This window comes from Paraburkholderia dilworthii, from assembly GCF_000472525.1.
Classification (GTDB): Bacteria; Pseudomonadota; Gammaproteobacteria; order Burkholderiales; family Burkholderiaceae; genus Paraburkholderia; species Paraburkholderia dilworthii.
Window position 1 is genome coordinate 22,939 of record NZ_AWZT01000044.1, and the last position, 14,233, is coordinate 37,171.

Below are 14,233 nucleotides of genomic sequence, written 5' to 3' on the forward strand. Positions count from 1 at the left end.
GCCGCTCGGGGTTTCACCCTTGCGCAAGCTCAGGCGCGCGGCTTCATGAGTACCTTGATCGAGTCCAGCGAATTCGCGATCTGAATCGCCTCGTCCCATTCTTCCAGCGAAAAGCCGTGCGTGACAATCCCTTTCGACGTGACGAGTCCGCGCGCGAGCAGATCGATTGCAATCGGATAGCAATACGGTCCGAGATGCGCACCACGCACGTCGAGTTCCTTGCGATCGCCGATCACCGACCAATCGAGTGTCGTATCGGCGCCGAACACCGAGAACTCGACAAAGCGCCCGAGCTTGCGAATCAGGTCCATCCCCTGATTGACGCCGATCGGCGCGCCAGTCGTTTCAATATATACGTCGCAGCCGTAGCCGTCGGTCAGTGAATGGATGATCGCCAGCGCGTCGTCCTGCTTCGGATTGATCGTCACGTCCGCGCCGTACTCGCGCGCAAGGGCGAGGCGTTCTTCCACGAGATCGATCACGACCAGCTTCTTCGGCGTCTTCAAATGCGCGACTTGCGTCATCATCAATCCAAGCGGCCCCGCGCCTGCGATTACGACGACGTCATCCAGTTGCAACTCGCCGCGATTGACGGTGTGAATCGCGCACGCCAACGGTTCGATGATCGCGGCATCTTCCAGTGGAATGCCGTCGGGAATCTTGTGGACGATTGCAGTCGGCGGAATACGCATGTACTCGGCCATGCCACCGTCCGCGACTTCGCGCTGAAAGCCGAAAATGTTGTGCACTTCGCACATCCAGTACTGACCGGATTTGCAATAGCGGCACTTGGCGCAGGGCACGATCTGCTCCGCGATTACACGGTCGCCGAGCTTGACGCCGAAATGCTCAGCCGCGCCTTCACCGAGTTCTTCTACGAAGCCGAAGAACTCGTGCCCCGGAATCACCGGCGCCTTGACCCACGGGCTCGGCCCGCCCCAGAACATCTTCGCGCCCGAATGGCATTTGCAATCGCTCGCGCAGATGCCGCACGCCGCGATACGGATCACCAGTTCGTGCGTTCGCGCGCGCGGCTTCGTTACCTGTTCGACGCGATAGTCTTTCGGCGCGTGGCAAACAATCGCGGTCATGTTTTGCTTGTCGGATGAAGTGGATTGATTCGTCATTGCGTGGTCCTGCGAGAAGTGGATATCAATGGGGAATTCAACGTTACTTTCTACGGTCACGGCTGATGTAAATCGCGAGCAGAATGATTCCGCCCTTGATCACGTTCTGCACATACGGATTCACGCCGACCATGTTCAGCCCGTTGTTCAACACGCCGAGCAGTAGCGCGCCGATCAACGTGCCGATAATCGAGCCGCGCCCGCCCGAGATCGAAGTGCCGCCCATCACAACGGCGGCAATGGCGTCGAGTTCAAAGCCGACGCCCGCGTTCGGCTGGCCACTCATCAAACGCGCGGTCAATACGATGGCAGCGAACGAGGACGTCAAACCCGCGATCGTGTAGACCATCAATTTGACACGCGCGACGCGTACACCGGACAACCGCGTGGCCTGTTCATTGCCGCCAATTGCATAGACATAGCGGCCAAACGGCATGCGTTCCAGCAGCACCCATGCGATCGCGTAGATCACCGCCATGATCACGACGGGCGCCTGAATGCCGAGGATCTTGCCGCTACCGAAGAAGCTGACCCAGTCGGGCAAGCCGTCGATCGGATAACCGCCTGTGTAGATCAGCGCGAGACCGCGCGCGATGCCCATCGTCGCAAGCGTGACGATGATCGGCGGCATGCCGGCGAACGCGACGAAGAATCCGTTGGCCGCGCCGAAGCCAAGGCCGACCGCCACGCCCACCGCCAACGCAGCAAGCGCGTTCATGCCGGCCACCATCAAACCGGCGGCGAGCGTGCCCGCGAGAGCCATGACGGAGCCCACCGACAGATCGATGCCGCCAGTCAGAATCACGCACGTCATGCCGACCGCAATGATCGCGTTGATCGACACCTGGCGCAGCACGTTCTCGATGTTCGCGCCGGAGAAAAAGCTGTCGCTCGCGAACGCCATCACGATGCACACCACGAGCAGGCCGATGAATGGATAGAACAGCGTCGAGCGCTTCAACGCGGCCCATGTGAACCGCATCGGTGCGCCGGGCGTATTACTGCTGACGCTCGATGTTTTCGGCGGGGAAGAAGGATTAGGCGTGTTCATGCTGGGCTCCACGAGTGCCGGCGGTTGCATAGGTCATCACGGCATTCGAGTCGATTTCGTCGCCTTCGAGCAGCGTTTGGATGCGGCCTTGGCGGAACACCGCGACGCGGTCGCACATGCCGACAATCTCAGGCAGTTCCGACGAAATCATGATGATCGAATAGCCGCGCGCGGTGAGTTCGCGCATCAGCAGATAGATTTCGGCCTTCGCGCCGACATCGATGCCGCGCGTCGGTTCGTCGAAGATCAGGATGTTGGTGTGATGATTCAGCCAACGCGCGATCACCACTTTCTGCTGGTTGCCGCCCGAGAGCGTGGCGACTTCCGTTTGCATGGTCGGCGCCTTCACGCCCACGCGTTTCATGATGTCTGCGGTGGCGCGCGCCTCGCTGCGCTGATCGATGAAGAAGCGCAGCGAGCGATACTTGCCGAGGTTGTTGATCGAGATGTTCTGCTTGATCGAGAAATCCGTAATCAGGCCTTCCGTCTTGCGGCTTTCGGGAAGAATGCCGACGCCCGCGCGCAACGCATCGGCCGGATCGGACAGCTTCGCCGCCTCGCCGTTGATGCGAATGTCCTTCACGTAGGCCGGATTCGCGCCGATCACGGCGAGCGCGGTTTCGGTACGCCCGGAACCGACCAGTCCCGCGAAGCCGAGAATCTCGCCTTCGCGCAGCGTAAACTGCAGCACTGGACCGTCTTTCAGCAGTTGCAGCTTCTCGACGTTCAGCACGATTTTCGCGTCGGGGCGCAGCGGCGGCTTCGGCGGAAAGCTGCTTTCAATGCGGCGGCCCACCATCATTTCGACGAGACGGCCAATGTCTGACTGCGCAACTTCGGTCATGCCGACATACTGCCCATCGCGCAACACTGTGATGCGGTCGCATACCTCGAATATTTCTTCCAGGTGATGCGAGATGAAAATCATCGCGACGCCCTGCTTTTTCAGGTCGCGCATGATTGCAAACAGGTGTTCGGCTTCAGCAGGCGTAAGCGTCGCAGTCGGTTCGTCGAGAATGAGAATGCGCGCTTCCAGCGACAGCGCCTTGCCGATTTCGACGAACTGCTGCTGAGCGACCGAGAGTTCGCGGATCGGCACCGACAGATCGATTGCCACACCGAGCCGCCCGAAAATCTCCGCAGCCGCGCGCCGCATCTTGCCGCGCTCGAGCAACCCGAACCCGTTCCTCATTTCGCGGCCGAGGAACATGTTCTCCACCGCGTTCAAATACGGAATCAGGCTGAATTCCTGAAACACGATGCCGACGCCCGCAGCCACCGCATCGTGATAGTTCGTGAAATGACGCGGCTCGTTTTCGATCGTGATCGTGCCTTCGTCCGGTTGGTAGATGCCGCACAGAATTTTCATCAGCGTCGATTTGCCCGCGCCGTTCTCGCCGAGCAGCGCATGAATTTCGCCGCGCGCTATCTGCAGGTGAATGCCTTGCAGCGCCTTCACACCGGGAAAGCTCTTGGTGATGTTGTCGAGCTTGAGTATCGTGTCCATCGGGTCCTCCATCACTGTCCGCCGCCGCGTGCATCATCAATAAAAAGCGCGGCGGCGGACATTCGGCTTACCAGCTAAAACCCTTGGCGTTGCTCTTGTCGATCATCTTCACGTCGACGGGAATGGCTTTCGGCACATTGGCGCCCCACTTCTTCGCGTACGCGATGCCGAGTGCGATGCGCACCTGGTCAGCGGGAAATTGCGCGGACGTCTCGACGAATTTCGAATTCGGCTTCTGGATCGCGGCAATCGCTTCGGGCGCGCCGTCGACGCTCGTCAGCTTGATGTCCTTGCCCGATGACTCGATTGCGGAAAGTGCGCCCATCGAGCCACCGTCGTTCACGCTGAACACGCCCTTCAGATTCGGATGCGCCTGAATCATGTTCTCGGTCACGGAGAGCGCAGTCGCGCGCTCCTGCTTGCCGTTTTGCGTATCGACGAGTTTCACGCCCGGCGACTTCGCAAGCGCGGCCTTGCAGCCGCGCACGCGTTCGAGGATCGGCACGACAGGAATGCCGTCGAGAATCGCCACTTCGCCGCTGCCGCCAATCGATTTGGAAAGATACTCGCAGGCCATCTGTCCCGCATCGAAGTTCTTTGAGCCGACAAACGAGTCGACCGGACCATTCGCGTTCGCATCCACCGCGACGACCACGACGCCCGCTTTCTTCGCCGACGTCACCGCCGATTGAATACCGGTTGAATCGGTCGGATTCACCAGCAGGATGTCGATCTTCTTCTGCAACATGTCTTCGACATCGCTCACCTGCTTGCTCACGTCGTGATGCGCGTCGGTGACGATCACTGTCGCGCCGGTCGAAGCGGCGGCGTCGTTGAGCGCCTTCTGCATGGTCACGAAGTACGGATTGTTCAGCTCCTGAAACGTCATGCCGATTTTCAGCGGCGCAGCTTGCGCGGCAGGCGCGGCGATGAAAGACAGGCTGAATGCGAGGCTCGCGAGCAATGCGCTCTTGCGCGCGAAAATACTCGATGATGCCTGTTTCGTGGTGGTTTGGGTCATGGTTGTCTCCGTTTTTGAAGTGAGCACGTCCGTCACGCTGCGGTCAGACAGCGCGATGCGTGTTGAAGCACGGTTAAAGCAGAACGCCTCGCTGAGAAGCTCGGCGGTGTGACTATGTAGGCGTTACGTTGGCGGATAAGCAGAGGCCGCAGGACGCGGCAGACCCGGCGCGAGCACGATAGCGGGCGCATCGTCGATACCCGCGCCGCGCGCCGCGGCCTCTTCCGAAGCATCGCGGCTCGCGTCGTTCAATTGCTGATAGCGGCGAAACTTCGAAGGCGCCATGCCCTTTACCGCGAGAAACTGCCGGTTGAAATTCGACAGGTTGTTAAAGCCCGCCTTGAAGCAGATATCGGTCACGCTGAGTTCGCTATCGGTGAGTAGCTGACATGCGAGATTGATGCGCATGCGGTTCACGTACTGCACGAACGGCAAACCCGTATGCCGGCGGAAGTAACGTGAAAATGCGCTCACGCTCTGACCGGCCAGTTGCGCGAGGTCCGATTCGCGCAACTCGCTCGCGAGGTTCTTGCCGATATACGAGAGCACGTGGTTGATGCGTGTCGACGCGAAGCCTGTTGAATCGGCTTGATAAGCGGGACTCGCGAGCGTCTCGCGATCTTCGGCGTTCATCAGGATTTCGAGCATCGACATGAAGAGCACGAGACGGCGCAATCCGCGCGCCGCCAGCAATTCGACGAAGAGCGGCTGGATCGCGGCGCTCGTACGCGCACCGAACGACACACCGCGGCGCGAGTCGGCAAGCAGCGCCTCGACCTGACGCCATTCGGGGAAGCTTTCGAGGCAACTCGATACGAACTCCTGGCCGAACTGCACGACGAGATTGCGCTGGGCAATGCTCTCGCCTTCGGGCACGTCGCTCACCCAGTTGTGCGGCAGGTTGGGGCCCATCAACACGAGGTTGCCCGGCGCGAAGCTGCTGATGTGATCGCCGACGAACATCTTGCCGGTGGTCGCCACGATCAGATGAATCTCGTACTCCGGGTGAAAGTGCCAGCGTACCGTGCGATACGGATAGCCGTGCGACCACACTTTGAACGACTCGTCGCGGCGTACGGCCACGATCTCCAGATCGGGTTGCACTGTCTGCCTCCATGATGCGGCTCACGATGGATGCCGCTCGTCTTCGTCTTGTACAGCGAAAAGTAGCCCTCAAAGGCGCAAGCCACCACTAAAAATGAGACCCCGGACCGATACTTTTTTGCATTCGGGTAAGTCCTGACGGGTTCAACGTCAAGAATGATGCAATGCAAAATCATGCGACGAAGCACGTCACGCGGCCATTCGACATGTCACGCGCTCATGCGCCGCCGCGCTGCGCCACGAAAAGCCTGTGCGGTCGCCTTGACTTTCAATTCGCCGGGTACGATCATTCGCTCACATACAGAGCAAATGCTCTAACCGAAGAAAAGACGCGCGCAACAAGCCGCGCGAGCCAGATACATGGAGACGCACAATGAGCAGCGGGCAAGATAGCGGCGCGGCCGCACACGTGATCCTGCATATCGGCGCGGGATCGTTTCATCGCGCGCACCAGGCGTGGTATCTCCACAGATTGAACGAAGCGAAGCTGCTGGGCGAGCCGCACTGGTCGCTCACCGTCGGCAATATTCGCAGCGATATGAACGGCGTGCTCGAAGCGCTCGCCGCGCAAGACGGCGTCTACACGCTAGAAACCGTCACTCCTCAGGGAGAGCGCACGTACGAGACGATTCGCTCGATCGAGCGCGTGGTGCCGTGGACCGCGAGCCTCGACGCGCTGATCGAAGCCGGCGCCGATCCGGCCTGCAAGATCATTTCGTTCACGGTGACTGAAGGCGGCTATTACCTCGACGAGCACGACCGGCTCGACACGGCCAACCCCGATCTCGCGGCCGACCTCGAAGGCGGACACACCACCATCTACGGCGCACTCGCAGCCATTCTCGACGCGCGCATGAAAAACGGCGCGGGCCCGGTCACGCTGCAAACCTGCGATAACCTTCGGCGCAACGGCGAGCGCTTCCATGCGGGCATGAGTGCGTTTCTCGCACTGCGCGGCGCGAGCGAACTGGCGCAATGGTTCGACGACAACACCGCGTGTCCAAGCTCGATGGTCGACCGCATCACTCCGCGCCCGACACCGGACGTGAGTGAACGCGTGAAAGCGGCGACGGGCGTGGACGACGCCTGCCCGGTAATGGGCGAAGCGTTCATCCAATGGGTGATCGAAGAGCGCTTCATAGCCGGCCGTCCCGCGTGGGAGAAAGTCGGCGCTGAACTGGTGGACTCCGTGCTGCCGTACGAGGAAGCGAAGATCCGCATACTCAACGCGACGCATAGTTGCATCGCGTGGGCGGGGACGCTGGTGGGGCTCAACTACATCCACGAAGGCACGCACGATGCCGACGTTCGCCAGTTCGCGTTCGATTACGTGACCGAAGACGTGATCCCGTGTCTGTCGCCGAGTCCGCTCGATCTCGAACGTTATCGCGATGTCGTGCTAGAACGCTTCGGCAATCCTTATATCCAGGACACGAACCAGCGCGTCGCGGCCGACGGCTTTTCGAAACTTCCTGGCTTCATCGCGCCCACGTTGGCGGAATGTTTCGAGCGCGGCGTCACGCCCGCAGCCACCGCGATGCTGCCGGCGCTGTTCTTCCGCTTTCTCGAACGCTGGGAGGCGGGTACGCTGCCCTACACGTATCAGGACGGCGTGATGGACGAGCGCGTCGCGCGCGGCTTCTTCGCCGCGCCCGATCCGTTGCAGGCGTTCGCGGCTGACCGGCTGCTGTGGGGCAGCATGGCGCAGACGCCGGAACTGGAGTCTGCGTTGGCAGGGGCTCTGGCGCGCGTCGACGTGTGGCTCGCCAAACGTGCGCACGCGTAAAGAGCACCGTACATCCGGGCACCGTCCATCTACATTCGATTCACGCGCGGTGCCAGGCTTAATGCGCATGGCACCGCGCGCCATGTGCGGCTAAAGTAGCGCATCTCTAACGACGAAGGTTTCGCGCCCATGTATCTCGGCATCGACCTCGGCACGTCCGAAGTGAAAGTTCTGCTGCTCGCCTCCACCGGACGCGTGATCGGCACCGCAGGCTCTCCGTTTACGGTTTCGCGTCCGCATCAGCGCTGGGCTGAGCAGAATCCCGAAGACTGGTGGACCGGTACGCAGAGCGCGCTCGCCGCGTTGCGCGCGAAGCATCCGGACGAATTCGCGCAGATTCGCGGCATCGGCCTGTCGGGGCAGATGCACGGCGCCGTGCTGCTCGATGCCGAGGATCGCGTGCTGCGGCCCGCGATCCTGTGGAACGACATGCGCAGCGACAAGGAATGCGCCGAACTCACCGAACGCGCGCCGGACTTGCATAGCGTGGCCGGCAATCTCGCCATGCCGGGTTTCACCGCGCCGAAACTGCTGTGGGTCGCGCGTCACGAGCCCGACATTTTCGCGCGGACCGCGTGCGTACTGCTGCCAAAAGATTACTTGCGTCTGCAACTGACGGGCGGCAAGGTGTCCGATCCATCGGATGCGGCCGGCACGCTGTGGCTCGACGTCGCAAAACGCGACTGGTCCGATTCGCTGCTCGCGGCCTGCAACATGACGCGCGCGCAGATGCCGAGCCTCGCGGAAGGCAGCGCGCCGTCCGGCACGTTACTGCCTGAGCTCGCACGCGAATTCGGTTTGGGCGACGGCGTGATCGTCGCGGCCGGCGGCGGCGACAACGCGACGAGCGCGATCGGCATCGGCGCGACGCAGCCGGGCGACGGTTTTGTGTCGCTCGGCACGTCCGGCGTCTTGTGTGTGGTCGGCGACAGCTTCCGGCCCAATCCTGCTTCCGCCGTGCATGCGTTCTGCCACGCGATTCCGGACCGCTGGCATCAGATGAGCGTCGTGTTGTCGGCGGCGAGTTGTTTGCGTTGGGTTTGCAAGCTCACCTCCACCGACGAACCCACGCTGCTCGCAGAAATCGAAGCACTGCCCGCCGATGCGCTCAACACCGCGCCGCTCTTCCTGCCGTACTTGTCCGGTGAACGCACGCCGCACAACGACCCGTATGCGCAGGGCGTGTTCTTCGGCATGAATCACGCGACCGACCGCGCGCTGCTCGGCTATGCGGTGCTCGAAGGCGTGACGCTCGCGCTCACCGACGGCCTCGACGCGCTGCGCGCGGCCGGCACCGAAGCAAAGGCGCTGTCGCTGCTCGGCGGCGGCGCGCGCAGCGATTACTGGGCACAGTTGCTCGCCGACGCACTCGACACCGCCACGCGCAAGCACGGCGGCGGCGAAACGGGTGCGGCACTCGGCGCAGCGCGTCTCGGCTGGCTGGCGGCGGGCGGCGATCCGGCGACCGTCCTCAGCAAACCGCCGATCGAAAAGGAGTTCACGCCAAACCCGCGCCGCCATGCTGAGTTGCGGACGCGGCTCGACGCGTATCGCGCGCTGTACCGTCACGTGCGGCCGCTATTCGACCCCGCGCGGGAGCGGCTCGCCTGAGCGCATGGCAACAGCGCAATCCGTAGCCGGCGGCGTCTGAAGAAGGCGAGGACCGGCTGCTATCATCGGCGCCCTTCAAGCGAATCGTCACGTGCCCAAGTCCACAGAAAAACTAGACCTTGCTACTCGCGCCGCGTGGCTCTACTACGTCGCGGGCAATACCCAGAACGAGATCGCCGAGAAGCTGCAGGTGTCGCGCCCGGTCGCGCAACGGCTCGTCGCGTTCGCCGTGGAAAAGAATCTGATTCGCGTGCGTGTCGATCATCAACTGGCGGACTGTTTGTCGCTCGCCGATCAACTGTCGAAACGCTACGGCCTCGCCATGTGCGAAGTGGTGCCGATCGACAGCGACACGCCCGACGAAGTCGACCGCAAGCTCGCAGTCGCGGGCGCGCAGGTGATGGAGCGTTACCTCGCCGAAGAAAAACCGATGGTGGTCGCCGTGAGCAGCGGCCGGACGCTAAAGGCCGCAGTCGATCAGATCGCGCAACTGGACCGCCCGCAGCACCGTTTGGTATCGATGGTCGGGGCCATCGCCCAGGACGGCTCCTCGAACCGCTATGACGTCGCGCTGCACATTTCGGAGAAGACGGGCGGCAAGCATTTTCTGCTGCCCGCGCCGTTGATCGCCGATAGCGAGGCCGAACGCGCGCAGTGGTGCAATCACCGGCTGTATCGGATCGTCGAATCGCTGTCGGCGCAGGCGGACGTTGCGTTTGTCGGCATCGGCAATATCGGGCCGAAATGCCCGCTGCACGAAGATGGATTCATTACGTCGGCGGAAGTGAAGGAACTGGTGCAGAACGGCGCGGTGGCCGAAATGCTAGGACTGCCCATTGACGCAGCCGGCGCGCGTGTCGAATCGCCGACCGGCCGGCGCGTGACCAGCATCGAAATCGACTCGCCGCCGCAGCGGCCGACCATTGGTTTCGCGGGCGGCAAGCGCAAGCGCGAGGCGCTGATCGCAGTGCTCAAGGGCGGCTGGCTGTCGGGGCTCGTTACCGACGAACTGTGTGCGCGGGCGGCTCTGGAGGCTTGAGCGGGTCTGAGGGCGTCTGACACCGGACCGTCATACAGCGCCGCTTACGCGAGCAAAAAACAGACAAGCAGGAAGGCAGCACGCGCGCCTTCCCGCCATCATCAAGCCGCCAACACTTCGACAATCTTGCGCTGGAACGCCTTGCCTTCGCTATCGAACAGATGACAATGGTCAGGCGTCGCGCCGAGCTTCTGCGTCTCGCCCTTCGCATGACGTTCGAGCGGCGGAATGCGTGCGATCAAACCGTCGGGCGCGACGCTCGACTCCGCATACAGGTACGCCGCGTCGCCGAGCGATTCGACGGCCATCGTGCGGGCCGACACGCCGTCGTCGGTCATACCCACGTGCAAGTGCTCTGGGCGAATGCCCACCGTCACCTTGTCGCCTTGCTTGACTGAACCCGGTTCCACTGCGACGCGCTGCGTCTCGCCGGTTTCGTAGCGCACGGTCACGCCGTCGTGCGTGACGGATTGCACGACGCCTTCCATGAAATTCATTTTCGGCGAGCCGATGAAGCCCGCGACAAACCGATTGGCCGGTGCGTGATACAGCATCGTCGGGCTGCCGACCTGTTCGAGATTGCCTGCCGACAGCACGACAATCTTGTCCGCGAGCGTCATCGCTTCGACCTGATCGTGCGTCACGTAGATCATCGTGGTCTTCAGTTCGTCGTGCAGACGCGCGAATTCCAGACGCATTTTCACGCGCAACGCGGCGTCGAGGTTCGACAGCGGTTCGTCGAACAGAAACACCTTCGGCTTGCGCGTGATCGCGCGGCCAATCGCAACACGCTGGCGCTGACCGCCCGATAGCTGCTTGGGCTTACGGTCCAGCAGATGATCGATATGCAGGATCTTCGCGGCGTTGCGCACGGCCGCGTCGATCTCCGGCTTCTTCGTGCCGGCGAGTTTCAGGCCGAATGCCATGTTGTCGTAGAGCGTCATGTGCGGATACAGCGCGTACGACTGAAACACCATTGCAATGCCGCGCTTGGCGGGCGGGACGTCGTTCATGCGCGTGCCGTCGATGGTGAGATCGCCGCCGCTGATATCTTCGAGGCCGGCGATCATCCGCATCAGTGTCGATTTACCGCAACCGCTCGGGCCCACGAACACGACAAACTCCCCGTCCGCAATGTCGAGGTTGATATCGCGCATCACTTCTGTGTCGTCGTAGGCCTTACGGATATTGCGCAGAGTTACGCTTGCCATGATGTGTCTCCGTGTAATGCTGTGTGTTGCTTGTCTGTTGCTACGCGTTGCTTGTGCGTTGCTTGTGTGCTGCTTTTGCGTCGATCGTACGTTCGTCGTGCGTTCGTCGTGCGTTCGTCGTGCGTTGCGCCGCCTACGCTTACGGTGCCGCGGCGGTCGCGCTCAGCGTCCATTGCGCGACCAGTTCCGGCAACTGCTGCATGTCGTCGAACACATGACGCGCACCGGCTGCATGAAGTTTGTCGATCTGCGCGTCGCTCGCATGACCGCCGCCGATGAAGCCGAGCACCGTCATGCCCGCCGCGCTCGCCGCCGTTACGCCGGTCACGCTGTCCTCGATCACGAGGCACGCCGACGGCGCGAGCCGCAGACCCTTCGCCGCCGCCAGATAGACATCGGGCGAGGGCTTCGGATTGGCCACGCTATCGGCGCAAAACAGACGGTCGCCGAAAAACCTCACAAGACCGGTGCGTGCGAGAACCGTCTGCACGTAAGGCCGAAAACTGTTGCTCGCGCAGCCTTTGATAAGCGGCACCTGGGCCAGCGCCTGCTCGATGCCTTCCACTGCTGGCGCCTGCATCGCGGCCGCTTCCACGGAGCGGCGAATTGCGTCGATGTCATCCAGACCGAGACTTTTGCCGAGTTGCATCGCCGTGCCCTCCAGCACTTTTTCGATGCGCAGCCCGAGAAGCGGCAACACGACGGGCTCGACGTCGACGCCCGGCCAGCGCGCTTCGAGCTCATGCACGAGCATGCGTGCAGCCACCGCTTCGCTGTCGATCAACACACCGTCGCAATCGCAGATCAGCGCGAAACTTCCTGCACTGGTGCCTGCCGTCATTTGACCGCCCCGAACGTGAGCCCACGCACGAGCTGCTTCTGCGACAGCCAGCCGACAATCAGGATCGGCGCCACAGCAAGCAGCGAGGCGGCGGACAGCTTCGCCCAGAAGAGGCCCTCAGGACTCGAGTACGACGCAATGAAAACAGTGAGCGGCGCGGCGTTCGAGCTCGACAGGTTGATACTCCAGAACGCTTCGTTCCACGAAAGAATGACGAGCAGCAGCGCAGTGGAAGCGAGTCCCGGCAGCGCCATCGGCATCAGCAGATAGACGATTTCCTGCCAGGTCGCCGCGCCGTCGATACGTCCTGCTTCGAGAATGTCCCGCGGAATTTCAGCGAAGTAAGTGAACGACATCCACACCGCAATCGGCAGATTGATCAGCGTATAAACGATCACGAGACCGGACACCGTATCGAGCAAGCCGCTGTTCTTCCACAGCAGATAGATCGGCACCAGCACGCCGACCGACGGCATCATCTTTGTCGACAGCATCCACAGCAGCACTTTTTGAGTGCGGCGCGTGGGGAAGAACGCCATCGCATACGCGGCCGGCACCGCGAGAATCAGACACAGCACCGTCACGCCGACGGAGATCAAAATCGAGTTCCACGCGAACGAAAAGTAATTGCTGCGCGCGAACACTTCGCGAAAGCTGTCGAACGTCGGCGTGAAAAATAGCGACGAAGAGTACGCCTGCTGCTCGGTCTTGAATGCGGTGATCGTCATCCAGAAGATCGGGAAGAACAATAGCAGCGCGACGAGCCACGCAATCACGCCGGGAATGCCGCGGCGGATCGCGGCGAACGGCGACTTCGCCGGCACGGTCATGGGCGTTGAAGTCGACGCCGGAGTAGAGGCAACGTGGCTCATTTTTCGTACTCCCCTTTGAGGTTCTTCGCGAGCATCCGCACGAGGAAGAACGACACGATATTGGCCAGCACGACAGCGAGAATACCGCCCGCCGATGCAAGACCGACGTCGAACTGTTGCAGGCCAAGCGAATAGATCAGGTACGACAGATTAGTGGTCGCGGTGCCCGGACCGCCGCCCGTCGTCGTGTAGATTTCAGCGAAGATGGACAGCAGGAAAATCGTCTCCATCATGACCACCACGGCAATCGCGCGTTTCAAATGCGGCAGCGTGATGTAGAAGAACATCGCGAACGGTCCCGCTCCGTCGATGCGCGCCGCTTCCTTCTGCTCCTGGTCGAGCGACTGGATCGCCGTGAACAGAATCAGAAACGCGAACGGCAGCCATTGCCACGCGACGATCATGATGACCGCTGTCAACGGATACTCCGCGAACCAGTCGATCGGCTGCATGCCCATTGCGCGCATGCCGCTCGCGATCAGGCCGTACACCGGATGCAGGATCATGTTCTTCCAGATCAGCGCGCTCACGGTCGGCATCACGAAGAACGGCGCGATGGCCAGCAGCCGCGCGATGCCCTGGCCATAGAACTTGCGATCGAACAGGATCGCCATGAGCACGCCGCCGACCACCGTGATCACCAGCACGGACACGATCAGTTGGAGCGTATGGCCGATCGACGGACCGAACGAGGGATCGCTTGCAAGGAACTGATAGTTGTCGAAGCCGGCGAAGCCCTTGAGGTCCGGATTCAACAGGTTGTAACGCGAGAACGAAAACCAGATCGTCATCGCGAGCGGAATCGTCATCCACAGCAGCAGGACCGCGACCGAAGGCGACACGAGCCAGCGCGCGGAATTGGCTTTGCGGACTTCGCGTTCCTTTTCTGTCTGGGGATGGGCATGCATGAGAGGCAGGCGCAGAGGACGCATGATTGACCACCTGTTCGGTAATGCGCGGGCGGCACGTTCCGCACGAATCGCCCTGTCGCGATGAAATACGACGCGGCGTTGCGGCGCATGTGCGGCCGTGACGGCCCGCTGTGCTGCGTGAGCCGGCTGAC

The 14,233-nt window shown here is 61.8% G+C and carries 12 protein-coding genes; 3 read left to right on the top strand and 9 right to left on the bottom strand.

What is annotated here, in order from left to right:
• Window positions 1-29: 29 nt before the first annotated feature.
• The 5 genes from F759_RS0128080 to F759_RS0128100 form a co-directional block, all read right to left on the bottom strand.
• Window positions 30-1,127 carry an alcohol dehydrogenase catalytic domain-containing protein gene (locus tag F759_RS0128080; protein ID WP_027802796.1) on the bottom strand — a complete coding sequence of 366 codons (1,098 nt, stop codon included), beginning with the start codon at window positions 1,125-1,127 and terminating at the stop codon, window positions 30-32.
• Between the two features lie 43 nt (window positions 1,128-1,170).
• Window positions 1,171-2,178: an ABC transporter permease gene (locus F759_RS0128085; protein ID WP_027802797.1), complete on the bottom strand. Its 1,008-nt coding sequence runs from the start codon at window positions 2,176-2,178 to the stop codon at window positions 1,171-1,173.
• Window positions 2,165-3,685, bottom strand: coding sequence for a sugar ABC transporter ATP-binding protein (locus F759_RS0128090; protein ID WP_027802798.1), 1,521 nt, complete (start codon window positions 3,683-3,685; stop codon window positions 2,165-2,167). Before F759_RS0128090 ends, F759_RS0128085 begins: the two co-directional genes overlap by 14 nt.
• 67 nt (window positions 3,686-3,752) lie before the next feature.
• Window positions 3,753-4,706: an ABC transporter substrate-binding protein gene (locus F759_RS0128095; RefSeq protein WP_027802799.1), complete on the bottom strand. Its 954-nt coding sequence runs from the start codon at window positions 4,704-4,706 to the stop codon at window positions 3,753-3,755.
• A 123-nt stretch (window positions 4,707-4,829) separates the two neighbouring features.
• Window positions 4,830-5,810, bottom strand: coding sequence for an AraC family transcriptional regulator (locus tag F759_RS0128100; RefSeq protein ID WP_027802800.1), 981 nt, complete (start codon window positions 5,808-5,810; stop codon window positions 4,830-4,832).
• A 373-nt stretch (window positions 5,811-6,183) separates the two neighbouring features.
• On the opposite strand from F759_RS0128100, the gene dalD reads away from it, so the two are divergent.
• The 3 genes from dalD to F759_RS0128120 all read left to right on the top strand — a co-directional run bounded on the left by dalD (window position 6,184) and on the right by F759_RS0128120 (window position 10,246).
• Window positions 6,184-7,596, top strand: coding sequence for a D-arabinitol 4-dehydrogenase (dalD, locus tag F759_RS0128110; RefSeq protein WP_027802802.1), 1,413 nt, complete (start codon window positions 6,184-6,186; stop codon window positions 7,594-7,596).
• Window positions 7,597-7,725: 129 nt separating this feature from the next.
• Window positions 7,726-9,207, top strand: a complete 1,482-nt coding sequence (gene xylB, locus F759_RS0128115; protein WP_027802803.1) for a xylulokinase — start codon at window positions 7,726-7,728, stop codon at window positions 9,205-9,207.
• A 91-nt stretch (window positions 9,208-9,298) separates the two neighbouring features.
• Entirely contained in the window at window positions 9,299-10,246 is a 948-nt protein-coding gene (locus F759_RS0128120; protein WP_027802804.1) for a sugar-binding transcriptional regulator, read from the top strand.
• A 101-nt stretch (window positions 10,247-10,347) separates the two neighbouring features.
• On the opposite strand, the gene F759_RS0128125 is transcribed toward F759_RS0128120, so the two are convergent.
• From F759_RS0128125 to F759_RS0128140, 4 genes are all read right to left on the bottom strand, one after another.
• On the bottom strand, window positions 10,348-11,457 hold the full coding sequence (locus tag F759_RS0128125) for an ABC transporter ATP-binding protein (protein ID WP_027802805.1): 1,110 nt from the start codon (window positions 11,455-11,457) through the stop codon (window positions 10,348-10,350).
• 139 nt (window positions 11,458-11,596) lie between these two features.
• Complete coding sequence (locus tag F759_RS0128130; protein ID WP_027802806.1) at window positions 11,597-12,298, bottom strand: HAD family hydrolase; 702 nt, start codon at window positions 12,296-12,298, stop codon at window positions 11,597-11,599.
• Window positions 12,295-13,128 (bottom strand): carbohydrate ABC transporter permease, encoded by an 834-nt coding sequence (locus F759_RS0128135; RefSeq protein WP_027802807.1) that lies wholly within the window; start codon window positions 13,126-13,128, stop codon window positions 12,295-12,297. Before F759_RS0128135 ends, F759_RS0128130 begins: the two co-directional genes overlap by 4 nt.
• A 38-nt stretch (window positions 13,129-13,166) precedes the next feature.
• Entirely contained in the window at window positions 13,167-14,102 is a 936-nt protein-coding gene (locus F759_RS0128140; RefSeq protein ID WP_027802808.1) for a carbohydrate ABC transporter permease, read from the bottom strand.
• Between the last annotated feature and the right edge of the window lie 131 nt (window positions 14,103-14,233).